We start from the raw sequence: 22,299 nt of genomic DNA, 5'->3' as shown, positions 1-22,299 counted from the left end.
GAGAAGGCCATGAAAAGAGTCCTGATCGCCAACCGTGGTGCGATCGCGGCCCGGGCCGTCGACACCTTCCGCACGCTGGGATGGTCACCGATCGCCGTCGTCGCCCTGTCGGACCCCCAGCGGCTCCACACGCTCGCCGCGGACGGGTGCGAGTACCTCGAGGGCACCGGGCTCGCGGAGACGTACGACCACGTGGGCCGGATCGTCGAGGCGGCCCGGCGCTGCGGCGCCGACGCGGTCTACCCGGGCTACGGGGCTCTTGCCGAGGACCCGGAGCTGCCCCGGCAGCTCGCCGCGGCCGGGATCGCCTTCATAGGGCCGACGGCCGAGGTGCTCGCGGCGGCCCGCGACAAGGACCACGCGGTCGCCACCGCCGACCGGCTCGGCCTGCCCGTACTGCCGCACGCGACGGGGCACCGGCAGATAGCCGGGCTGGTCGAGGAGATCGGGCTGCCCGTCATCCTCAAGCCGGTCACCGGCTGCGGCGGTCTCGGCGTGCGCATCGTGCAGACGGAGGCCGAGGCGGAACGGGCACTCGCCCTGATCGCCGAGGACGCGGGCGAGGGTTCGGGTGACGGTTCGGGCGAGGGCGAGGGCACCGACTGGTACGCCGAGCGGTACGTGGAGCGGGGACGGGTGGTCGGGGTCACCGTCGCAGTCGACGACGCCGGCACCGTGCACCCGCTCGGCGAGCGGGAGAGCCTGCTGGTCGACGGCAGCATGAAGCTGCTGGAGGCCTCGCCGGTCCAGGGCGTGGCTCCCGAGCTGCTGGAGCGGATGCGCAGGGACACGGCCCGGCTCGTCACCGGGATGGGGCTGCGGGGCGTGGCGACCGTCGAGTTCATCGTCGGCGCCCGGGGCCACTACTTCCTGGAGGTCAACGGCCGGCTGCCGCTGGCCTACCGGATGTGCGAGGCGCAGACCGGCCTGGACGTGGTGGCCCTCCAGATGGAGCTGGCGCAGGGCGCGGTGCCCGCCCCCGGCCGCATCCGCGTCGACCGGGACACGCACTGTCTGGAGGCCCGCCTGTTCATCGAGCCGGCTCCGGGCGGGGCGCCCGGCCTGATCACCGCCCTGGAGCTGGCCCCGGAGCCGGGGGTGACGTACAACTGCGCCCTCGACGTGCGCAGGCCGGTCGTGCTCGACAACATCGTCACCCAGGTCCTGGCCTGCAGTGACAGCCGCGGCGCTGCTGCCGGGGCGGTGCTCCGGGCGGTCGGGGCGAGCGGGGTTTCGGGGGTCGCGCACTGCGCGGAAGAGATAGCCGTGTGGCTGCGCGGTTCGGGACTGGTCCCGGAACGTCTCGGCAGCCAGGCCTTGGGAGTCTGAATGAACAGCAACGATCCGTTCTCGACCGTCCGCCACCCCGTCGACCGCGCGCTGGCGACGGCCGTCGCCGAGAGCGGCGAGGACGACGTACGCGCCGACTGGTACCGGGAGTTCGGGCAGACCGTACGGCAGTACGTACGGCGCCACCTCGACGCCCGGCCCGGGTACTTCGTGCTCGGCGGCCTGGACCACCTCACCGAGGAGCAGGCGCGCCGGTTCACGGTGGCCGTCTCCCGGCTGGCCGGGGACCTGCTGCCGCAGGACGGTGCGGGAGCCCTGCTGCGGGACGTACGGGACCGGGGGGTGCGGCTCGGCGAGGGTGCGACGGGCCGCTACTCGGACAGCCGGCAGGGCGGCAGCCTGCACACGGACGCGGCGCACCGGCCGGGGCGGCTTCCGGACATTTTCACGCTGTTCTGCTTCCGGCAGGCCTCCAGCGGCGGAGCGCTGGTCACGGTGCACGTGAGCGACCTCCTGGAGATCCTGCGGGCGCACCCCGAGGAGCTCGCGGCCCTGCGGCTGCCCGTCCACTTCGACACCCGGGACGACACCCCGGGGGTGCCGCTGACGACCGAGCGTCCCGTCCTGGAGTTCAGGGGCGGCCGGGAGCGCATGTACTACCTGCGGGACTACATCGAGATCGGGCACCGGCACCCGCACGTACCGCCGTTGACGCCCGAGCAGGTCAAGGCGCTGGACCTGCTGGACTCGCTGCTGGACCGGCGGGACCTGCAGACGCACGGGCGGCTGGCGCCCGGCGAGATGATCTTCATCGACAACCGGTCGATCGTGCACGGCCGGACCGCGTTCGACGACGAGAAGCCGGTCGACGGCGGCCGGCTGATGCTCCGCACCTGGATCGGGCTCCCGGAACCGGGCGAGGGCGCGGCCGGGGCCGAGGCCGGGGCCGGGGCCGCGCTGTGACGCGGTTCGTCACCGCGCTCGAACGGACGGGACTGGCCGAGTTCCTGGCCGATTTCCCCGGCGACTCGGTGGACCGCCTCCAGTGGGCCGCCGCCGCCCGCGGCCTCGGCGGGGAGCTGCGCGCCCTCGCCGGGTTCCTGCTGCTCGGGGAGCCCCTGGCCGCCGACCGGCTGCCCCCCGCCCTCGCCGGGTCGCTGCCCGCCCTGGTCGAGAGCGGTGTCGCCGTCCGGCGCGGGGACGAGGTCCGGCTGGTCGACGTCAGCCTGTTCCGCTCCGCCGGGGTGTGGCTGTTCGCGGAGCCGCCGAGCCCCTTCCCCGTACGCCACTACTTCGGCCGGGACTCCGTCGCCCTGGCCCGGCGCACCGGCTGCCGGGCGGGGGACCGCGTCCTCGACCTGTGCTCCGGGCCGGGCTTCCAGGGGCTGGTGGCCGCGCAGCGGGGGGCCGGGGCCACGCTGGTGGAGCTGCTGCCCGAGACGGCCGAAGTGGCCCGGCTCAACGCGGAGATCAACGGGATGGGCGACCGGATCGAGGTCCTCGTCGGCGACCTGTACGACCCGCTGCCGGCGGGGGTGGAGCCGTACGACCGGGTCATCGCCAACATCCCCTTCCTGCCGACCCTCTCGGCCCGGGGCGAGGAGGCCGCCCACGAAGGCGGCGAGGACGGGTTCAGCATCGGCCGCCGGGTCCTCGCCGGACTGCCCCGGCACCTGGGAGCGGGGGGAACGGCCCATCTGACCGGGCTCCTCCTCCAGGCCGGCCACGAGCTCGTCATCGACGGCGAACTGCGCGCCTGGGCCGCGCAGAACGGCTACGGCCTCACGGTGACGCTGACCGAGCGCATGGCGGTGGACGCCGACTCCGACCTCGTCCAGACGACCGTGTCGGACCACCTGGAGACCGACCCGCAGGCCGACCCCGAGGAACTCACCGCCGCCGCCGTCGGCATGTACGCATGCCGCGGCGCGACCGCCGCCCGGCTCGCCTATCTGCGCATCGACGAAGGAATGGCCGACTTTCGCATCCTCGACCGGGCGCCCGGGTGAAGCTGACCTGCACGACCAGCGCATTCGATCACGATCGGGAAGGACGCACAGCGTGACGGCAGGGACGGACGGCGTGGCCGACGGTACGCAGGACCCGCAGGGCCCGGAGCTCGTCGAGCTCGCCTCGATACGCGACGCGGACGTCGACGAGTGGAACGCACTCGCCGGTGACTCCGCCCTCTATTCGAGCCACCGCTGGCTGCTCTACGGCGAGGAGCTGCACGATTCCGGCTCGCGGCATCTGGTCGCCTCCTCCGGTGGTTCGTACGTCGCCGGCCTGCCCACCCACCGCTTCACCGGGAAGGTCCCGCACTTCTACGATCCCGCCGTCCTGTTCCCCGGCGCCGCCGAGCCCGCCACGCCCGAGCGCCCGCTGCTCCTCGGCGGCACCCGCCTCGGCTACACCAGCGAGGTGATCGTCGCCCCGGGCACCGCCGAGCCGCTCGCCACGGCGGGCGTGCGCACCGTACTCGACCGCTTCCGCGCCCTGGGCGACGCCGACGGCGCGCTGGCCGCCCTGCTCTACCTCACCGACGAGTCGGTGGAGCGGCTGCTGCCGCTGCTGGGCCCCCGGGACCAGGTGGTGATGATGGACGCGACGGCGGTCCTGCCCGTCGACCCCGACGGCCTGGAGGGGTACCGCAGGCGGTTCACCTCCAGCCAGTTCACGTCCATCCGCCGGGAGATGCGCCGCTACACGGACGCCGGCTGCCACACCGAGGTCAAGCGCCTCTCCGAGTGCCACCAGCTGCTCGGCCCGCTGTCCGCGCAGGTCCTGATCCGCTACGGCCATCCCGTCACCGATGCGAGCGAGTCGGAGCGCTTCGCCCAGCAGGCCACCCTGTTCGACGACAACTGCCGGATCCTGGCGGCCTACCAGGGCGACCGGATGGTGGGCTTCACCCAGTACTTCTTCTGGGGGGACACCATGTACGCCCGCTCGCACGGGCTGGACGACTCCATCGCCCGCGAGGCGAAGCTCTACTTCAACCTCACCTACTACGAGGCCGTGCAGTACGCGGCGGCCCACGGCTACCGCTCCGTGGACCTGAGCTGCGACGCCTTCCAGGCCAAGGTGTCCCGGGCCGCCCGCCTCCGGCCCCTGTGGGGCATCGTCCTCGACGCGCCGTGGACCGGGCCGGTCCTGGACCGCGTACGCGCCGAGGAGAAGGCCCGGCGCACGGAGTTCGCCTCCCACGACCCGGGGATCGAGTCGCGGGTGGCGCAGCTGGTGGACGCGCGCGGCCGCTAGGGGTTCGTTCCCCAGGGGTTTGCGCACCCGCCCGAAGACGGCCCAGGCCGGCCGCGACGCTCACCCGGCCGGTCTGGGCTCCCGGTCCTGCTCCCGCAGGGCCCGGCCGCGTTCGGCGATCGCCGCCACCGGCGGCACCGCCGCCCCGGCCGTGACCATGATGGCGACGAGCGCGACCCACCCCAGCGGGCCCGCGCTCAGGCACAGCGCGTTCAGCACGGCCGGCGCCACGGCCCCGCCGATGCCGACCCCGACGGAGAACACGCCCTGGTACTCACCCTGGGCGTGCTCGGGGGCCAGCCCGAACGACAGCGCGTACTCCCCCGCCGTGAACAGCATCTCCCCGAAGGTCAGCGCCGCCGTGCCGATCAGGACCAGCCCCATCGCCGCGTACATCGGGACGTGCGCGGCGGCGAAGACCAGCCCCATGGCCAGTGCGATGACCGGACCGCTGCGCCGCATGGCCAGCGCCCCGTCGCGCGGGGTCTCGACCCCCTTGGCGACCTTGGTCTGCAGCAGGACGACGAGCGCGCAGCTGAGTGCGAAGACCAGCGACACCGTCCAGCGCGGCGCGTTCGTGTACTCGGCGATCCACACCGGCATCAGCACGGTCATGAAGACGTCGAACATGACGAGGGTCCCCGCGAGCATGCTGACGGCGAGGAACGGGCGGTCGGCCAGGGCGTAGCGCCGGCCGCCCCCCGGGTCCTTGGGCACCGGCGGCAGGTGCGGAAGCCTGGCCACCAGCAGCGCGGCGACGAGGTACGAGACGACGTCGGCGCAGATCGCGATCACATAGGCGGTCCGGGTGTCGGCCTGCAGCGCCAGCCCGCCGAGCAGCGAGCCGGAGACCATGGCGAGGTTCTGCAGGGAGTAGATCCGGGCCCGGTACGCGACCCGGTCCTCGCCGCCGACGTACGCGATCAGCGCCCCGCTGATCGCGGGGAAGGCGCCGCGTCCCAGGGCGATCAGGGTGATCACCACGAGGAACCCCGGCATGCCCTCCACCAGCAGCAGCGCGCCGGCGGCGCCCGCCTGGGCGACCAGTCCGGCGATGCCCACCTCGCGCGGCCCGAACCGGTCGGCGAGCCGGCCGACGACGGGCCCGGCGACCAGGCCCGCCAGCCCGGCCGCGGTCAGCCCCATGACGACGTTGCCGGTGGACAGGCCCACGGACCGGACGAAGAACAGGACTTGGAGGGGTGCCCAGCTGCCCGCCCCGAGGTAGCGGACGAACAGCGCGGCCGCCAGACCGCGCCGCAGGCCCTGCCCGTCGCGCAGCATCAGTGTCCGGCCGGGGCGTCGGCGGCCGCGGGACGGGGGTTGACCTCGACTCCCAGCTTGGGCGCGAGCAGCTTGCGCAGCTGCTGCGCCGCGGCCTCGGCCGTGTTCGCCCGTACGACGTCCCAGCCGCGCCGGTCCGCCCAGTCGAGCATGACCTCCCGGGTGGCGGCCTGGTGGGCCAGGAAGCGCTCCGGGCGGCACTGCGGGTCACGGCCGCACTCGTACGGGGTGATGTCGCCCTTCTTGCGGCGCAGCGCCTCCTCGGGAGTGACGTCGAAGAAGACGACGGTGTCCACCGGGGCCATGGCGTCGACGATCGCGTCCACGAGCGCCTGGGGGCAGCCCGCCAGCAGTTCGGTGGCGGCGTGCTTGACCCAGTAGCCGTCGAGGACGACGAGGTCCGCCTCGGCGGCGCGGGCGCGTTCCGCGGCCAGGGTGTTGAGCCAGCCGAGGAAGAGCATCCGGGCCGGGTTCGGCATCTCGGCGATGCAGACCCGCAGTTCGTCGAGGGTGGTGCCGCGCAGGAAGCGGGCCTGCGGTACCTCCGCCTCCTCGAAGACCTGCCACTTGCCCACGACGCGGAACGACAGGCCCTGGCTCTCGGCCCAGCTCCGCAGCCGCTTGACCTGCGTGCTCTTGCCCGCGCCGTCGGGTCCGTCCATCGCAACGATCACTGTTCAAATCCCTTCGGAAGGTCCGCCACGGGCCATCGCCGTACGGAAGTCATGCGGTGGTGCCGCGGGTGCCGGTCGTACTGCGGTGGTACGCCAGGGCCCGCTCGATCAGCGCCTCGGCGGCGCCGGTGTACTCGGCCGGGCTGAGCAGGCGCGCCAGCTCGCCGGCGGTGAACTCCGCGGCCAGCTCGGGCGCATCGGCGAGGAGCTTGTCCACGAGGGAGTCCGCGGCCCCGGCGCCCACGGCCACCCGGCTCACCAGCCGCTTGGCGCCGGCCTTGCCGAGCACGGGGGCCAGTACGGCGGCCAGCCGCTCGGTGACCACCGCCCCGCCGGTGAGCCGCAGGTTGGCCTCCATCCGGGCCGGGTGCACCTCCAGCCCCTCGGCCAGCTCCGCCGCCGTGCAGGCGGCCCCGCCGACCAGCCGCAGCGCCTCGCGCAGCGGCTGCCATTCGCCGTGCCAGGCACCGGCGGGCCGCTCGTCCTCGGCGGCGGCCGCACAGTGCGTCAGCGTGAGGACCAGCGAGGGCACCTGGAGCGCGGCCGAGCGGATCATCGCGGCGAGCACCGGGTTGCGCTTCTGCGGCATGGCGGAGGAGACGCCCCGGCCGACCCCGGCGGGCTCGGCCACCTCGGCGAGCTCGGTGCGGGCCAGCGTCTGCACATCGGTGGCAAACTTGCCGAGCGCCACCGCGGCGTGCGCGAGGACGGCCCCGGTGTCGCTGATCGGGGTACGCAGGGTGTGCCAGGGCAGGACGGGCTCCGCGAGGCCCGTCTCTGCGGCGAAGAGGCTGATCAGCTCCCCGGTGTACGCGCCGGGGTCCTCGCCGGGCCGGCCGCCGCCGTCCGCTTCGGCGGGGGCCTGTTGCGCGTAGGCGAGGTAGCCCGCGAGGGTGCCCGCGGCCCCGCCGAGCTGGACCGGCAGCCCCCCGTCGAGGAGGGCCGCGACCCGGCGCCGTGCGTCGAGCACGGCGACGAGCCAGCCCGCCGCCTTGAGGCCGAACGTGGTGGGGACGGCGTGCTGGCCGAGCGTGCGGGCCGCCGCCGGCGTGCCGCGGTGCTCGTCGGCCAGCCGGGCCAGGGCCGCCGCGGTCCGGTCGAGCTCGCCGCGGACCAGGCGCAGGGTGCGGGCCGTGACCAGCATCGCGCCGGTGTCGAGGATGTCCTGGCTGGTGGAGCCGCGGTGCACGTACTCGGCCGCCGCGGGGTCCTCGGCCGCGACCAGCGCCGTCAGCTCCTCGACCAGGGCGACCACCGGATTTCCGGCGCCGCGCGCCCGTACGGCCAGTGCGGGCAGGTCGATCGCCTCGGCACGGGCGCACGCGGTGATGGTCTCGGCCGCCTTCGCGGGCACCGTGCCCAGCCGGGACTGGGCCCGGGCCAGGGCGGCCTCCGCGTCGAGCATCGCCTGCGCCCAGGCGCTGTCGGTCAGGGCCGCCTCGGTGGCGGTACCGGCCCGGACCGGCGAGAGCAGGCCGGTGTCCGCTCCGGCCTGCCTTCCGGTGCCGGGTCCGCGGTCCGGGGTCGTCTTCAGGCCGTCCATCACGTGCTCCTCGTCAGGGTGTCGAAGGGTCGGCCGCGGTCGGCGGCCCCGGAGGCGAGGCCGAGGATGCTGCGGGCCATCGCGTCGGAGTCGCCGAGGATCACCGAGTCGACGCCCGGCCGCGCCCCGGCGGCCGTCACCCAGTGAACGCCCTCCGTGGGCACCCCGTAGGCGAAGCGCCGCTCGTGCGGCACGCCCGCCGCGTCGATGATCCGGTAGGGGCGCTGCGTGACCGCGATCCCGCCGGTCCGGTACGGTCCGCGCTCGTCGTCGATCACGTACGGGGTGCACTGGCCCGTCGCGTACAGGTACCCCAGCAGCGGATCCTCGGTGCGCGCCACATCGGGTTCGGGCAGTCTCGCCTCGATGAACGCCCGGGCGTGCACCGCGCCTTCGCCCACCCGGGGCGAGCGGGCCGTGAAGCGGCCGGCGGCCTCGTCCGCGGCGAACTCGGCACCGGGGCCGAGCACGGTCAGTACGCCGGCCTCGATCAGCGCGATCGCCTCCTGGATCCGGCGGGGCGGCGGGCCGATGGACAGGTAGGCGTTCAACGGCCCGTACGAGCCGGTCAGTTCGTCGCGGTAGTCCGCACCGGATATCCCCCCGTGGTCGACCAGCAGCCGCACCTCGTTGCGCAGGTCCCGCAGCACGTCGAGCGCCGCCTTGTACGGCCCGTCGACGTTGCCCGCGTGCGCCTCGGCGACGTCCCGGCGCAGGTGTTCCAGCAGCCAGCCGGTGAACTCGGCGCGGTCGGCGAAGAAGCGGTACGCGCAGGGCCGGGCGACGCGCTCCCAGTCCCAGCGCCGCCCGGGCGGCACGCCCAGCGCGTCGAGCAGCCGGTCGCGGGCGTACGCCGTCCAGGGCCCGGAGGCGCTCAGCGCGAGCAGCCGCGCCGCGGCCCGGGGGCGGCCGTCGGCCCGCAGCAGCGCCGCGTAGTAGACGCTCTCCACCTCCTGGGACACCAGCGGCCAGATGTCGCGCCGGAACGACAGGCCGGGCCTGCGGCGCAGCCGGTCCAGCACGGCCGGGGTCAGGGCGAGGGGGACGTGCCGGCCGTGCGCGCCCTTCTGGTTCTCCCCGCGTGCCTGGTACGGCACACCGCGGCGCGATCCGGCGTACAGCACGGGCTCGCGACCGGAGCGGTGGTAGACGAGCCCGGTGTCCTTGGCTTCGAAGACCCCGCCGCGGCCCTCCGTCAGCAGGGACATGTGGTCGAAGAAGTTGAGTCCGAGACCGCGCAGCAGGACCGGCTCGCCCGCCCCGATCCCGTCCAGCCCGGCCTCGGCCGGGTTCCCCGGGGGCAGGTAGAACAGCCCCCGGCGGGCCGCGAACCGCGCGAAGGCGGCCTCGGCAGGGGTCGGGGAGACCGGCAGGTGCCCCTGGGCCAGCACGACCGCGTCCAGCCCGGACAGCACCGTGCCGTCGTCCAGGGTCACCCGGTCCCGGCCGTCCGCGCAGGCGTCCGGATCCGCGTCGAGCCGGACGGCGCGCGCGGCGTGCGTACGGACGTCCGCCGGGGCCCGCCGGACCACGCTGCGCAGCACCCACTCCAGGTAGCGCCCGTACAGGGCCCGGGTGGGATAGGCGTCGGGGCCCGGCCCCTCCTCGGCGGCGGCGGCCCATGCGGCCAGGCTGGGACCGGGCCGCACGGGGCCGTCCATCGTCACGCTGTCGTCGGTGAAGAGGGTCACCTGGGAGGCGACCGTGTTCATGAGCAGGAGCTCCGACTGGTCGGAGCGCCACACCTGCCCGCTGCCGGGCCGCGGGTCCACGAGGTGGACCCGCAGCCGCACCCCGGCGGGCAGCAGCTCGTCCGCGTTGGCCGCGAGCCGTTCGAGGACGGACAGCCCCCGGGGCCCGGACCCGACGATGCAGACGGTCCACCAGCCGTCCCCGGACGGGCGGGCGTCAGTAGGCGCCGAAGTACTCACGGTGCTCCCATACGGTGGTCTCCCCCGGCCCGGCGGGCCCCGCGGCGGCGAGCCAGTCCCCGAACCGGGACACCTCGCTGCGCTTGAGCTGCGCGAGGCAGTCGTGGAGCGGCTTGCCCAGCAGTTCCCGGGCCAGGGCGCTGCCCTCCATCGCGGCCACCGCCTCGGCCAGGTCGCGCGGCAGGGCCGCCTCCGTGGGGGCGTGCGGGTCCTGTGCGAGACCGCCCGGCCGCAGCCCGCGCTCGATGCCGTCGAGGCCCGCGGCGAGCTGCGAGCCGAGGTAGAGGTACGGATTGGCGCAGGGCTCGCCGAGCCGGTTCTCGAGGTGCGTGGACTCTTCGCCGGGTCCGCCGAGCACGCGGATCAGGGCGCCCCGGTTCTCGGCGCTCCACACGACCCGGTCCGGGGAGAGCGAGAACCGCTCGTCGAGCCGCCGGTACCCGTTGACGGTCGGGATGGCGAACAGCGCGATGTCCGCGGCGTGTTCGAGCAGCCCCGCGACGTAGCCGAGCCCCTCGTCCGACAGCAGGGCCGTGCCCTGCTGCGGTACGAAGGCGTTGCGGTCGGCGGCCGTGTCGAACAGCGACTGGTGCAGGTGCCAGCCGCTCGGGTCGAAGCGCTCCAGCCGGGGCAGCGCCATGAAGGAGGCGTGGTGGCCGAGGCGGGCGCAGACCTGCTTGGCGACCGTACGGAACAGCAGCATGGCGTCGGCGGCGTCGAGGCCGTCCATCGGGCTGAAGGTGAACTCCAGCTGGCCCGGCCCCGATTCGTGCTCGACGGTGCGCAGCGGCAGGCCGAGCTCGCGCAGGGCGCGCGCCAGCGGGGTGATGACGTGCATGAGGCCGTCGGTGAAGGTGTCGAGGTTGAACTGGTAGCCGCTGTTGACCGGTTCGACGGCGGGCGGTTCGCCCTGCACGCCGAACCCGCCGACCGCCGCGGCGGCCGTGCCCGGGGCGGCCGCCGGGCCGTGCTCCCGGGCACCGGCCAGCCGGGTCACGTACCACTCCACTTCCAGGCCGACGACGAAGCTCAGGCCGCGCTCGGCGGCGCGGGCGCACTGGCGGCGCAGCACGGCACGGCTGGAGAGCGGGTGGGCGCTGCCGTCGCGCAGGTACTCGTCGGCGATGACCCAGCCGGTGGCCGCCTCGGTGTACGGCAGCACCTTGAAGGTGAGCGGGTCGGGGACGATCAGGAAGTCGCCGGCGCCGGTCAGCTCGGGGATGCCGATGCCGCCGCCGGGCGCGAAGAAGTCGACGCCCACGGCGTGCCCGGTGTCGAAGACGAACGGGCCCGGGCTCATGTCGATGCCGTTGCGCAGCGCCGTGCGGAAGGCGTCGACCGTCAGGGTCTTGGAGCGCATCAGCCCGTGCGGGTCGCCGAAGCCGACCCGGACGAACTCGAGCCCCGGCAGGACCTCGTCCAAGGCGTCCGCCGCGGCCTGCTGGTCCGCGTTCCACAGGCCGTGCCGCTCGACGAAGCCGACGCTGCCGGTGGCGAAGCGGGCGTAGCGGCGCTCGCCGGCTTCCCGCGCGGTGGTGGGCTTCGTCATGTCGGTTCCCCTTCGGTTTCCGGGCTTCGTGCGGTGAGGGCTGCGTACTGGTGGTGCCAGGGGTGCGCCTGCTCCAGCTGGTACGCGGCGGCCAGGACCCGCAGGTCGTCGTGGCGCCCGCCCACGAGTTGCAGGCCGACGGGCAGGCCCCCGGGCGAGCGGCCCGCCGGGACCGACACGGCGGGCTGGCCGGTCAGGTTGAAGGTGTAGGCCTCGGGCGCCCACGCCAGCCAGGACAGGGCGCCCTTGCGCACCGGGTCGGGCGGCTCGTGCAGCTCGGCGGCGAACGGCTCGATGGCCACGGTCGGCATGGCCAGCAGGTCGTACCGCTCCATCAGGGCCTGGCTGCGGGCCCGCAGCACGGCGCGCGCCTCGTACGCCCGGGCCAGCCGGGCGGCGCTGAGCCCGCGCCCGTACCGGATGACCTCGAGGCGGCCCGGGTCGAGGCGGCCGGCGACCTCGTCCAGGTCGCCCGCGTGGGCGGCCGCCTCCCAGCCCGCCAGGATCGTCTCCAGCGCCGGGTACGGGTCCTCGAACGGCGGCGGGATCTCCTCGACCGTGTGCCCCAGGGCGGCCAGCGCCTCCACCGCCCGCCGGGCGGCGGCCGCGATGCCGGGCTGCGGCGCGGGATCCCCGAGCGAGGGGATCCAGCCGATGCGCAGCCGCGGGAGCCGCCCGGCGGCGGCCTCCGGGTCCCCCGTCGGCTCGCCGGGCACGCCGAAGGACAGCGGATCGCCCGGGTCGTAGCCGGACATCACCTGCGTGAGCAGGGCCGCGTCGGCCACCGTCCGGGTCAGCGGCCCCAGATGGGACAGCTCCTCCGGGCTCTGCGGCACGTACGGGATCCGGCCCAGGGAGGGCTTGAACCCGACGACCCCGCAGAACGACGCGGGGATGCGGATCGACCCGGCGCCGTCGGTGCCGGTGGCGCCCACGCCGATGCCCACGGCCACCGAGGCGGCCGCACCGGCGCTGGAGCCGCCGGGGGTGCGGGCCGGATCCCACGGATTGCGGGTCGGCCCTTGCAGCCGGTTCAGCCCGGCCGCGCTCCACCCGCCCTCGCTGGTGTTGGTCTTGCCGATGACCACGGCGCCCGCGGCCCTCAGCCGGGCCACGGCCGGCGCGTCCTGGTCGGGCACGGCGTCGGCGTGCAGCAGGGAGCCACGGGTGGTCCGGATGCCCTCCGTCGCCGTCAGGTCCTTGACCGAGACGGGCATGCCGAGCAGCGGCCGGTCCTCCCAGACGGCCTTTCCGTACCGGTGGAGCAGCCGGTCCGCGGCCTCGGCCTCGGCCGTGGCGCGCTCGCGGGCGAGCGTGAGGAAGGCCCCGATCCGCGGCTCCCACCGGTCCAGCCGAGCGAAGGTGGCGGCCAGGTGCTCCGAGGGCAGCAGGCTGCCGTCCCCGTACGCCGCGCGGAGGGTGCGGATGTCGGCGTGGGCCGGGTCAGCCGCCATGGAAGGCCCGGTACCAGCTGTTGTCGAAGTCGCCGATCTGAAGGCCCCGGTCGGCGGCCGCCTGGTGCAGCAGCGCCTGGACCCGTCCGGTCACCATGGCCGCCCGCAGGTGGGGCAGTTCGAACTCGGCGCCGGCGGTGCGCAGCAGGCGCAGGTCGTACAGGCCGGGGCGGTACGCGCCCTCCAGCACGATGCCGAGCGGGACGCGCAGGGCGTGCCGGACGCCGAAGGCGACGTGCCCGGTGTGGTGCTGGTCGGACCAGTTGGTGATGTCGGCCGTCATCGGCGCGAAGAACCAGTCGTCGCGGCCCGGCGACTCCTCGGTCCAGGACATGCTGTGCGGCAGGTAGTGCCAGGTGTTGTAGCGCATCCGCGCGCTGTACGCGGAGAGGGTCCGGGCGAGGGCGGCCCGGTCGTCGGTGAACTTCTGCGCGAAGGCGGTACCGGGCGCGACGCAGCAGTAGAAGTCGCGGGTGGCCAGGGCCATCCGGTCCTCGGCCGGGTGGTCGCTGTGCAGCACGGCGACGCTCTTGGGGCCGCGGCCCATCACGACGTCGCAGTCCAGGGCGTCGGCCAGCGTCTCGAAGAACCGGTGGAGGAACCCCTCGTACGCGCTGGTGAACCCGGCGGGCGGGGCCAGCCGTACGACGCGCTCCACGACCTCCTCGGCGTACGCCCGCACCGTCCCGGGCGTGGCCGCGACGGGAAAGTGCCGGCCCGCGACGCCGGAGAGCAGGCCCGCCACCGGCGCCGGGAGCTCGTCCCAGCCGAGGGGCTCGGCCATGATCCGCTCCCGTTTGTGCAGGGAGGCGCCGTTGATCTCGCGGTAGAACACGGCGCCGCGGCGTAACAGCTCCGCCCGTCCGCCGGAGCAGGCGGCGGCCAGGGCGTCGAGCGCGGCGCCCGTCGGCTCGCCGGCGAGGTCCGGGAGCTCGGCCCCGTACGCCTCGATGCGCTCGCGGAGGAAGTCCGCCAGCCTGTCCGGGGCCAGCTGTACCCCGTTGAACTCCTCGGCCCGGACCGGGGAGCCCGAGCTGATGAGCGCGTACATGCACACGACGAAGGTGGCGTCCTCGGGGGACCAGCGCGCGGCCGGGGTGTCGCGGAGCGCGGTGAGCACCGACCCTTCGGCGCCGGGGGCCATCGAACGCCCGGGCAGATTGCTGAACTTGCCGAGGTTGCTGTAGAAGCGGTCGCCGACGTACAGCAGCACGGGGGCCATGTGGACCAGCGCGTGGGCGACGGCGTCGATCCGCTCGCGGACCGGCTCGGCGCCCTGCTGCGCGAGCCAGCGGTGGATCTCCTCGAACTGCAGCCGCTGGACGTCCTGGGCCAGGGCCCACAGCCTGCCCAGGGATTCGGGCCGCGACTGCCACTTGAGGGTGCCGAGCGGCTCCCCGTCCTCGGTCCCGGCGGGCTGCGTGCCGGCCGGGACGACGCGCAGCCGCCCGGTCCCGGTCAGCATCAGCAGGTCTCCGGCGCCGCTGTCGGCCCCGGTGCCGGCTTCGGCCGGGGCCGGGGCACCGGCCCCGTCCTCGGCCTCGGGGCCGCCGGTCGGGGCGAAACCGGCCACCTGGGACTCGGCGATCTCCGTGTACACGCGCTCACCGAGCCCCATGGCCGCTCGGCCGACCTGCTCGGGGACCATCCCGTCGAGGGTGGCCGCTATCCGTATCGCGTCGGCGGCCAGGCCGCAGGCACGGGCCCGCTCGGCGGCCGCCTTGACCTGGGCATCGAATCCGGGCGTCTTCAGCTGCATTGTCGTCACCTACGGAACGTCATTCGACGGCGGTTCGGGATCGGGGAGGGACGGCCGACCCCGCGGGGCCCGGCTTCAGCCGAGCGCATCGAGGGTCCATGCGGACTCGTGGCGGGTGAACCCGATGTGCGGGTAGTAGGCGACGGCCGCCGGTGCCGAGAGCAGCACGAGCTTGGCCTGCGGCGCGGCCTCCCGGGTGGCCCGGATCAGGTCCCGGCCCACGCCCCTGCGCTGGAACTCGGCGTCCACGGCGATGTCGCTCAGGTACGTGACGTACGAGCCGTCGGTGATCGAGCGCGCGATGCCGATGAGCCGGCCGTCGAGGCGGGCCGTGATCACGAGGTTGGCACCGGCGAGCATGCGGGTGAACCGCTCGACGTCCTCGACGGGACGGCGCTCGCCGAGGGTGGACGCGCGGTAGAGGGCGGTGACTTCGGTGACGTCGAGGCTGGCACCGACGACGGGCTCACACTTCCACATGGTCTTGCAGCTCCTTGCTCAGTTCGATCAGTCGGGATTTCAGGTGGTCGCGGTTGCCGAGGAAGCGCCGCGGGTCCATGTGCTCGCCGGTGACGTCCACACCGCGGGAGCCGAGGCCCTCGGCGAGGCTCGTGCCGGTCTCCCACGCCTCGGTGGCCGCGGCCTGGACCAGCCGGTAGGCCTCCTCGCGGTCCCGGCCCCGGTCGACCAGGTCCAGGAACACCTCGGAGCTGTAGACCAGGCCCCGGGTGGCGTCGATGTTGCGCGCCATGCGCTCGGGGAACACCCGCAGCCCGCGCAGCAGCCCGGCGGCCGAGACGAGCTGGTAGTGGGCCACGGTCAGGCTGTCGGGCAGGATGACGCGCTCCACCGAGGAGTGCGCGAGGTCCCGTTCGTGCCACAGCGCGACGTTCTCGTAGGCGGCCCCGGCGTTGGAGCGCAGGATCCGGGCGAGGCCGCACAGCCGCTCGCTCGTCGTCGGGTTGCGCTTGTGCGGCATCGCGCTCGACCCCTGGTACGCGCTGGTCCGCGGCTCGTCGACCTCCCCGACCTCGGTGCGCTGGAGCATGCGCATCTCGAGGGCGAACTGCTCGACGACGGCCCCCGTCACGGCGAGCGCGGAGAGCAGCTCGGCGTGCCGGTCGCGCGCCACGACCTGGGTCGGCATCGCCTCGACGCCGAGCCCGAGCCGGTCGCAGACCCACTCCTCGACGTACGGGGAGATGTGCGCGTACGTGCCCACGGGACCGGAGAGGGTGCCCACGGCGACGGCGGCGCGGGCCGCGGTCAGCCGGGCGATGCTGCGGTTGAGGGCGAAGGCGTGCACGGCGAGCTTCTGCCCGAAGGTGGTGGGCTCGGCGTGGATGCCGTGGGTGCGGGCGATGCACACCGTGTCCCAGTGCTCCAGGGCGCGCTCCACGAGCAGTTCGGCGAACGTACGGGCGGCGTTCAGCACGAGGTCGCAACTGCGCGCCATGATGTGCCCGAGGGAGGTGTCGACGAGGTCGTAGCTCGTCATCCCGTGGTGCACCCACCGCGCGGAAGCGGGCGGCATCGTCTCCGTGTAGGCCGCGAGGAACGCGAGGATCTCGTGGTCGCGGGTGAGCTCCAGCTCCCGGATGCGGGCGACGGTGGGGACGGGGGCGCGGCGGATGTCGTCCAGGCTGCCCTGGTCCACGACGCCCAGTTCGACCTGGGCCGTGGTCGCGAGCACTTCGACGCGCGTCCAGGTCTCGTACTTGTGCTCCTCGGTCCAGAGCGCGGCCATCTCCGGAGTGGAATAGCGTTCGATCAACGTCGGTTCTCCTCGGATCTCCCCGCGGGCCGGGAACCAGGGGCGGACACACCTCGGGCGGCACGGCGGGGGACGGGACGTGGGGGGTGTGGGGATCGTGGCGTGTCGTGCGGTCGTGGGGACGTGCGGTCGTGGGGCTCAGGCGGTGAAGCCGAGCTCCGGTGGCAGGGCGGCGGGAACGGCTGCGGCGCGCACGGCCGGTCCGGTCGCGGGCGCAGCGGCCCGTAGCGGGACCAGCGCTCCGGCCGGCCTCGTGTACCAGGCGGCCAGCGCGTTCTCCACCGCGCCGTGCCGGCTCTGCATGGAGTCCACGTCGAACGTGAGCTCCCGGGCGTACAGCCGGACCAGCGGGTGGTACGAGAAGCGCACCCCGCTGCCCTTGACGAAGTCGGCGTCCAGCAGGTGCTGCGCGGTCAGCCGCTCGAGGGTCTCCTCCGCACGGTCGTCCGGCAGCCCCAGCGCGGCCGCGGCCACCCGTACCGGGAACGAGGCCATCTCCAGCAGGCTGAGCAGCCGGAACGCCCGCCGCTCGGGGGCGTCCAGGGCGGCGTAGCCGACCGCCAGGCTCTCGCGGACGCCGAGGTCGCCGACCACCAGCTCGTCGAGCCTCCTGCGGTCCGACTCCAGCCTCCGGGCGAGGGTCTCCAGGCGCCAGTGGGGCCGCTCCAGCAGCCGCGCGCCGACGATCCGGATGGCCAGGGGCAGCCGCCCGCAGTACCGCACCAGGTCCTGCGCGGCGCCCTCCTCGGCCGCCACCCGCTCGCGGCCGATGATCCGGGCCAGGATCTCCCGGGACTCCTCCGCGGACAGCAGCCCGAGGCGTACGTGCCGGGTGCCGCCCAGGGTGGACAGCATCTCCAGGCTGGTCACCACGGCCGCGCAGGTCGGCGAGGCCGGCAGCAGCGGCCGTACCTGGGCCTCGTCGCGCGCCCCGTCGAGCACGATCAGCACCCGCCGGTGGGAGAGCAGCCCCCGGTACAGGGCCACCAGTTCGGCGAACTCCGCGGGCACCGCGCCGGGGGCGACCCCGAGTGCGCGCACCAGCTCGCCGAGCACGTCCGCCGGCTCGCGGAAGCCGTCCCCGCGCTGGAGTTCGACGTACAGCTGGCCGTCGGGGAAGACCGCGCTGACGGCGTGGGCGACCCGGACCGCCATGGTGGTCTTGCCGACCCCGGCGGCCCCGTACAGGTTGAGCGTCTGCGGGGCGGTGCGCTCGGCGCCGTCCCCGGCGACGTCCCGCAGCCGCTGGATCAGCTCGGCCTCGATGCCGGGCCGGGCGAACTCCGCGAGGCGCGGCGGGAGGGTGTACGGGGAGGCCGCATGCTCGGCGGTGCCGGCGACCGGGCGCAGGCTCGCGCCACCGCCACCGCCACCGCCACCGCCGCCGTTGCCACCGCTGCCGGCTGCGGCGAAGGCTCGCGGCGCCGGATCCGGCTCCCCGTCGGAGCGGGCGGCGGGCCCGGCGAGGATCTGCCGGTGGGCGGCGCGGAGTTCCTCGCCGGGTTCCACGCCGAGTTCCTGCGACAGCAGGCGCCGGGCCTCCTGGTAGGTGGCGAGGGCCTCGCCCTGGCGGCCCGCCTTGTACAGGGCCGTCATCAGACGGCCCCACGCGCTTTCCCTGAAGGGGTGTTCGGATACCAGGGCCCTGAGCCGGGGCAGGACCTCGGCGCAGCGCCCCACCGCCATTTCGGCGTCGGCCCAGCTTTCCGTGGCATTCAACCAGCGTTCAAGCAAGGCTGCACCGTCGCCCTGGTGGAGGTATTCCGAGGGGATGTCGACGAGCGGGGTGCCATTGGTCTGCTCCAATGCCGACCGGAACAGCCGGGCGCGTTCGGCCGGTTCGGTGCAGAGTTCCGCCTTGTGCAGGAGGAGATTGAACCGGTCGAGGTCGAGCCGCTCGCCGTCGATCGCGATCGCGTAGCCGGAGGCCCGGCTGACGACCACGTCGGCGCCCAGCGCCTTGCGCAGGCGGGCGATGTACCCCTGGAGCGTCTTGCGTGCGGTCAGCGGGGGTTCGCCGCCCCACAGCTGCTGGATGAGCTCCTCCGCGGTGAGGGTGCGGTTGGCGCGGAGCAGCAGGGCCGCCAGCACGACCCGGTGTTTCGCCTGCGGAATCTCTAATAACTCGCCGTTCCGTCGAACGGTCAGCGGACCGAATACATCGAACTGGAGATCGTCCAGCATGTGATGCCCCCGAAATTTCAAACCCACGGGCAAATGTGCAGGAGGCGGTGACCCCTGGTGGAATTCAGCTCCGAGAATCGCCTTGCGCAATGTTCACGACATCGTGCTGTGCGAGTTCCGTGAAGAGCTCGACAATGTCTTGCACCACGGATTCCTGATCGATCTCGTATTCCTCGGCGATCAGCGCGGCGATGTCCCGCACGGTCCGCTTTCCGTCGATCTGCCGCCAGATGTGGGCGGCGGACGGGGTCAGCTCGAAGAAGTGCTCGTACCCGCCGACCACCGTCGTGCCGCGGTGGTTGCGGATCTTCACGTTCAGCGGCAGCGAGGCCACCGAACCGGGTCCCACCTGCATGTTTTCGTCGAGCGGCATCAGACCGACACCTCCATGGAGATCCGCTGGCAGACGGCGATGGTCTCCTCGACCCACTTCTGCGGGTTGTCCGGGTCGAAGGTGCGCATCGTCTCGATGGCCCAGTACGCGTCGAACGGCAGCAGCCCGGGGTTCAGGATCTCCATCCGCCGGGCCCGCCACTTCGGCCACAGGCTGCCGAACTGGCCGAGGCTCGCCTGCAGGGCGTCGACGGCGTGGTTGAAGGCGTTCTTGGTCGCGATGACCGCGCTGTACAGGTCGCCCCGGGCGATCTGGCCGGCCGCGTCCTCGGTGTAGCTGTCGGCCTGCTTGAGCGAGTTCACGATCAGCACCGACCGGTGCGCCGAGGCCGCGAGCCGCTCGCGGGTGGCCGCCAGCCAGGCGCCGTCGTCGGCTGCGGCGGCGTACGGGAGCCGCTCCAGCATGGCGATCTCGTGGTAGCTGAGGGTGCGCCAGGCGCCCTGATCGTCGGCGAACTGCTCCTGGGAGACCTTCGAGAGGACCTGCTCGAGCTGGGAGGAGGTCCAGTACTCGATGTCCCAGCGACGGCCGTCGACGAACGTTCCCTCGTACTGGAGCGTGTTCGGTTCGAGCGCGACGTGGTTGGTCTCGTCGATCGTGCTGACCCAGACGTCCCTGGTGACCACGTGGACGTCGAGGTCGCTGGTGGGGTTGCCCCAGCCTCTGATCAGGGAGCCGCTCGCGAACACCGTCTCGTACGCGTCCGGGAGCAGGTTGCGGCTCCCTAACTCGGCGATTACCCCGGAGGTGTCATACGTCATGAGGCACGGCCCTTCCCCGTCTCGGCCCGCCGCGGCCGAGATCATCGGCCGGCGGCGCGCTCTGGTTCCACTTGGGTCGCCGCCACGGAGTCCGAACGGGCGGCGCGCCTCGGAAAGGTGATCTCCGATCCCGAGGCCAATTCCGGCACACCCGAAAAATCGGCTGGCCATTTTTGGACTCTAGCAATGATCGTTAACGCCGCGGCAGTCCGAATGATGCGACGTCAGTCACATTACACAACTCTTGAACTTCCTTGCAGGCCAGCATATTGACGCTTCTTCAGATGCGTCCAGAAGCAACTCGTGGCGAGAATTGGACTTTACATTGAAGGCACCATGAGGTCTGTAAGGAGAGCATCAAGAATGCGGTGGGGGCCCGGCGACCCGCGGCGATCCGGGGGCGGACGGCGGGCGCAGCCCCGCCCCGGGCCCTGCGACGGCGCCGCGGTGAGCCCCGCGCAGGCGCGGACGGCGTACGGGCGAGTACGGGTTCTCGCCACCGGTGACGAGGATTCCGCGGGCGAAATCGGCGGGTTGGCCGGTCCTGGCCTACGTGCCGCTGCCGGACCCGGCGGCCAGGGCGGCGAGTTCGGCCCGGGTCAGCGCGAGAAAGGCGGCCGAGGCCCGGACCTCCACCCCGCGTTCCTGCGCCACCGCCCGGAGGCGGTCGAGGACCGCCCCGACCGTGGGAAGGGAGCCGATCGGGCGCAGCAGCCACAGGCGGCCCGGCGGCCGGTGCGGAAGACCGAGCTCCGTGAGGACCTCCTCCGCCTCCCAGTCGAGGTCGTGCAGGTCGGGCTCGGCGAGCGGGGCGGCCTCCACGTCGGTGATGTGCCCGTGGCCGTCCAGCCGGGTCTCCACCGCCCAGTGGGTGGAGCGGTCCGGGATCCAGGTCCGGGCGGCCGGGGGCCACACGTACGGGAGGAACACCCACAGCATGTCCTCGGGCGCGGGCTCCCAGCCGAGCACCTCCAGCTCCCGGACCTCGGGCAGCCGGTCCGGCTCCTGCTCGCTGCGGCCGGTGCGGCGCAGCGCGAGCGGGTGCGGTGTTCCGTCCTCGTCCCACGACATGCGCGCAGGCTACCGCCGCCGGGGGCGCGGGCCTACGACCGGCGGAAGTCGACCTCCGACGGCGGCTCCCCCGGCCAGTTCAGCCGGGTCGGCGCCGGCCGCGTCTCGGCGAGGACCGTCCCGTGCGAGACCACGTACCGCGGCCGGACCTGGCGGCGGAGCGCCTCGGCGGGGGTCTCGGCCGGCAGCAGCACGAAGGAGGCGGGCGCGCCCTGCGCGATGCCGTACTCCGAGGCCGTCAGCCCCAGCACCCGCGCCGCGCGCTCCGTCACCATGTCGAACGCCACCGGGATCTCGTCCGCTCCCGTGAGCTGCGCCGCGTACAGCCCGACGAGGGCGGTCTGGAGCGGGTCGGCGGTGCCGAGCGCGTTCCACGGGTCCATCACGTCGTCGTGGCCGAAGGCCACGTTGACCCCGCCCGCCAGCATCTCCTTGACCTGGGTGAGGCCGCGCCGCCTGGGGTAGCCGTCGAAACGCCCCTGGAGGTTGAGGTTCGCGAAGGGGTTGGAGACCAGGTTGATCCCGGAACGGGACAGCAGCCGCTGGAGTTTGAAGCTGTACGCGCCGCCGTAGGAGCCCATCGCCGTCGTGTGCGAGGCCGTCGCCCGCTCCCGCAGCCCCGTGCGCAGCGCGAGCGCGGCCAGCACCTCCACGAACCGGGACTGCTCGTCGTCGATCTCGTCGCAGTGGGCGTCCACGCGCAGCCCGTGTTCCTCGGCCACGGCGAAGGCGATGCCCAGCGACGCCACCCCGTCCTCGCGGGTGTCCTCGAAGTGCGGGATCGCCCCGACGACGTCCGCGCCGCGTGCGACCGCCTCGCGCAGCAGCGCCTCGCCGTCCGGGAAGGAGACGATGCCCTCCTGCGGGAAGGCCACGATCTGCAGGGTCAGGAACTCCCTGACCCGGTCGCGGACCTCCAGCAGCGCGTCCAGCGCGGTGAGTGCCGGGTCGGTGACGTCGCAGTGCGTCCGTACGTGCAGCACGCCGTGGGCCGCCTGCCAGCGCAGCACCTCCGTGGCCCGGGCGACGACGTCCTCGCGGGTCAGCGTCGCCTTGCGCTCGCTCCAGCAGGCGATGCCCTCCCACAGCGTCCCGGAGGCGTTCGGGCGCGGCTCGCCGGCGGTCAGGGCCGTGTCCAGGTGGATGTGCGGCTCGACGTAGGGCGGCGACAGCAGCCCGCCGTGCGCCTCGATCAGCACGCCGGTGGCCGGCGGCTCCTTCTGGTCGTCGTACGGGACCACCCGGGCGATCCGGCCGTCCTCGGCGACCTCGACGTCGTACAGGCCGTCAGTGTGCAGCAGCCGGGCACCCCGGACGATCATCCGCATGCGGCCACCCTACGACCGTGGCCTGTGGTTTCCCGGGGAAAC

18 protein-coding genes are annotated in these 22,299 nt (G+C 73.8%); 4 read left to right on the top strand and 14 right to left on the bottom strand.

The features are described from left to right. The first annotated feature begins 9 nt into the window (after nt 1–9). Genes ACFYXK_RS23310 through ACFYXK_RS23295 form a run of 4 tightly spaced genes read left to right on the top strand, consistent with a single transcriptional unit; the run spans nt 10 to nt 4,551 of the window. Nucleotides 10–1,329: a biotin carboxylase N-terminal domain-containing protein gene (locus ACFYXK_RS23310; RefSeq protein WP_389412844.1), complete on the top strand. Its 1,320-nt coding sequence runs from the start codon at nt 10–12 to the stop codon at nt 1,327–1,329. Next, nucleotides 1,330–2,253 (top strand): TauD/TfdA family dioxygenase, encoded by a 924-nt coding sequence (locus tag ACFYXK_RS23305; protein WP_389412843.1) that lies wholly within the window; start codon nt 1,330–1,332, stop codon nt 2,251–2,253. It begins immediately after the preceding gene. Continuing rightward, complete coding sequence (locus ACFYXK_RS23300) at nt 2,250–3,299, top strand: hypothetical protein (protein ID WP_389412842.1); 1,050 nt, start codon at nt 2,250–2,252, stop codon at nt 3,297–3,299. The genes ACFYXK_RS23305 and ACFYXK_RS23300 overlap by 4 nt, the downstream gene beginning before the upstream one ends. Before the next feature lie 52 nt (nt 3,300–3,351). Then, a complete protein-coding gene (locus ACFYXK_RS23295; RefSeq protein ID WP_389412841.1) occupies nt 3,352–4,551 on the top strand; it encodes a GNAT family N-acetyltransferase in 1,200 nt (399 codons plus the stop codon). 60 nt (nt 4,552–4,611) lie between these two features. Here the strand turns inward: ACFYXK_RS23295 and ACFYXK_RS23290 are convergent, their stop codons facing one another. From ACFYXK_RS23290 to codA, 14 genes are all read right to left on the bottom strand, one after another. After that, nucleotides 4,612–5,835 carry an MFS transporter gene (locus ACFYXK_RS23290; protein WP_389412840.1) on the bottom strand — a complete coding sequence of 408 codons (1,224 nt, stop codon included), beginning with the start codon at nt 5,833–5,835 and terminating at the stop codon, nt 4,612–4,614. Beyond that, a complete protein-coding gene (locus ACFYXK_RS23285) occupies nt 5,835–6,509 on the bottom strand; it encodes a thymidylate kinase (protein WP_389412839.1) in 675 nt (224 codons plus the stop codon). The genes ACFYXK_RS23290 and ACFYXK_RS23285 overlap by 1 nt, the downstream gene beginning before the upstream one ends. A gap of 49 nt (nt 6,510–6,558) precedes the next feature. After that, nucleotides 6,559–8,052, bottom strand: coding sequence for a lyase family protein (locus tag ACFYXK_RS23280; protein WP_389412838.1), 1,494 nt, complete (start codon nt 8,050–8,052; stop codon nt 6,559–6,561). Further along, on the bottom strand, nt 8,052–9,983 hold the full coding sequence (locus ACFYXK_RS23275) for an FAD/NAD(P)-binding protein (protein ID WP_389412837.1): 1,932 nt from the start codon (nt 9,981–9,983) through the stop codon (nt 8,052–8,054). The genes ACFYXK_RS23280 and ACFYXK_RS23275 overlap by 1 nt, the downstream gene beginning before the upstream one ends. Further along, complete coding sequence (locus ACFYXK_RS23270; RefSeq protein ID WP_389412836.1) at nt 9,961–11,532, bottom strand: glutamine synthetase family protein; 1,572 nt, start codon at nt 11,530–11,532, stop codon at nt 9,961–9,963. Before ACFYXK_RS23270 ends, ACFYXK_RS23275 begins: the two co-directional genes overlap by 23 nt. Continuing rightward, nucleotides 11,529–12,986 (bottom strand): amidase, encoded by a 1,458-nt coding sequence (locus ACFYXK_RS23265; RefSeq protein WP_389412835.1) that lies wholly within the window; start codon nt 12,984–12,986, stop codon nt 11,529–11,531. Before ACFYXK_RS23265 ends, ACFYXK_RS23270 begins: the two co-directional genes overlap by 4 nt. Next, nucleotides 12,976–14,754 carry a hypothetical protein gene (locus ACFYXK_RS23260; RefSeq protein ID WP_389412834.1) on the bottom strand — a complete coding sequence of 593 codons (1,779 nt, stop codon included), beginning with the start codon at nt 14,752–14,754 and terminating at the stop codon, nt 12,976–12,978. The genes ACFYXK_RS23265 and ACFYXK_RS23260 overlap by 11 nt, the downstream gene beginning before the upstream one ends. A gap of 66 nt (nt 14,755–14,820) precedes the next feature. After that, entirely contained in the window at nt 14,821–15,225 is a 405-nt protein-coding gene (locus tag ACFYXK_RS23255) for a GNAT family N-acetyltransferase (protein ID WP_030299240.1), read from the bottom strand. Continuing rightward, nucleotides 15,212–16,519 carry an adenylosuccinate lyase gene (purB, locus tag ACFYXK_RS23250; RefSeq protein WP_389412833.1) on the bottom strand — a complete coding sequence of 436 codons (1,308 nt, stop codon included), beginning with the start codon at nt 16,517–16,519 and terminating at the stop codon, nt 15,212–15,214. The genes ACFYXK_RS23255 and purB overlap by 14 nt, the downstream gene beginning before the upstream one ends. 138 nt (nt 16,520–16,657) lie before the next feature. Continuing rightward, complete coding sequence (locus ACFYXK_RS23245; RefSeq protein ID WP_389412832.1) at nt 16,658–18,703, bottom strand: BTAD domain-containing putative transcriptional regulator; 2,046 nt, start codon at nt 18,701–18,703, stop codon at nt 16,658–16,660. A 64-nt stretch (nt 18,704–18,767) separates the two neighbouring features. Further along, nucleotides 18,768–19,076 carry a PqqD family protein gene (locus ACFYXK_RS23240; protein ID WP_389412831.1) on the bottom strand — a complete coding sequence of 103 codons (309 nt, stop codon included), beginning with the start codon at nt 19,074–19,076 and terminating at the stop codon, nt 18,768–18,770. Beyond that, complete coding sequence (locus ACFYXK_RS23235; protein ID WP_389412830.1) at nt 19,076–19,858, bottom strand: hypothetical protein; 783 nt, start codon at nt 19,856–19,858, stop codon at nt 19,076–19,078. Before ACFYXK_RS23235 ends, ACFYXK_RS23240 begins: the two co-directional genes overlap by 1 nt. Nucleotides 19,859–20,407: 549 nt before the next feature. Beyond that, nucleotides 20,408–20,929, bottom strand: a complete 522-nt coding sequence (locus tag ACFYXK_RS23230; RefSeq protein ID WP_389412829.1) for a DUF5956 family protein — start codon at nt 20,927–20,929, stop codon at nt 20,408–20,410. Nucleotides 20,930–20,961: 32 nt separating this feature from the next. Then, entirely contained in the window at nt 20,962–22,257 is a 1,296-nt protein-coding gene (codA, locus tag ACFYXK_RS23225; protein WP_389412828.1) for a cytosine deaminase, read from the bottom strand. Nucleotides 22,258–22,299: the final 42 nt, after the last annotated feature.

Origin of the sequence: Streptomyces sp. NPDC002209, from assembly GCF_042890265.1 — a bacterium.
GTDB lineage: Bacteria > Actinomycetota > Actinomycetes > Streptomycetales > Streptomycetaceae > Streptomyces.
This window is presented reverse-complemented; position numbering and strand designations above follow the sequence as displayed.

Coding starts and splice junctions, on each gene's coding strand:
- ACFYXK_RS23310 (WP_389412844.1), top strand. CDS start 10: ATGAAAAGAGTCCTGATCGCCAACCGTGGTGCGATCGCGGCCCGGGCC.
- ACFYXK_RS23305 (WP_389412843.1), top strand. CDS start 1,330: ATGAACAGCAACGATCCGTTCTCGACCGTCCGCCACCCCGTCGACCGC.
- ACFYXK_RS23290 (WP_389412840.1), bottom strand. CDS start 5,835: ATGCTGCGCGACGGGCAGGGCCTGCGGCGCGGTCTGGCGGCCGCGCTG.
- ACFYXK_RS23280 (WP_389412838.1), bottom strand. CDS start 8,052: ATGGACGGCCTGAAGACGACCCCGGACCGCGGACCCGGCACCGGAAGG.
- ACFYXK_RS23270 (WP_389412836.1), bottom strand. CDS start 11,532: ATGACGAAGCCCACCACCGCGCGGGAAGCCGGCGAGCGCCGCTACGCC.
- ACFYXK_RS23265 (WP_389412835.1), bottom strand. CDS start 12,986: ATGGCGGCTGACCCGGCCCACGCCGACATCCGCACCCTCCGCGCGGCG.
- ACFYXK_RS23255 (WP_030299240.1), bottom strand. CDS start 15,225: ATGTGGAAGTGTGAGCCCGTCGTCGGTGCCAGCCTCGACGTCACCGAA.
- ACFYXK_RS23245 (WP_389412832.1), bottom strand. CDS start 18,703: ATGCTGGACGATCTCCAGTTCGATGTATTCGGTCCGCTGACCGTTCGA.
- ACFYXK_RS23240 (WP_389412831.1), bottom strand. CDS start 19,076: ATGCCGCTCGACGAAAACATGCAGGTGGGACCCGGTTCGGTGGCCTCG.
- ACFYXK_RS23235 (WP_389412830.1), bottom strand. CDS start 19,858: ATGACGTATGACACCTCCGGGGTAATCGCCGAGTTAGGGAGCCGCAAC.
- ACFYXK_RS23230 (WP_389412829.1), bottom strand. CDS start 20,929: ATGTCGTGGGACGAGGACGGAACACCGCACCCGCTCGCGCTGCGCCGC.
- codA (WP_389412828.1), bottom strand. CDS start 22,257: ATGCGGATGATCGTCCGGGGTGCCCGGCTGCTGCACACTGACGGCCTG.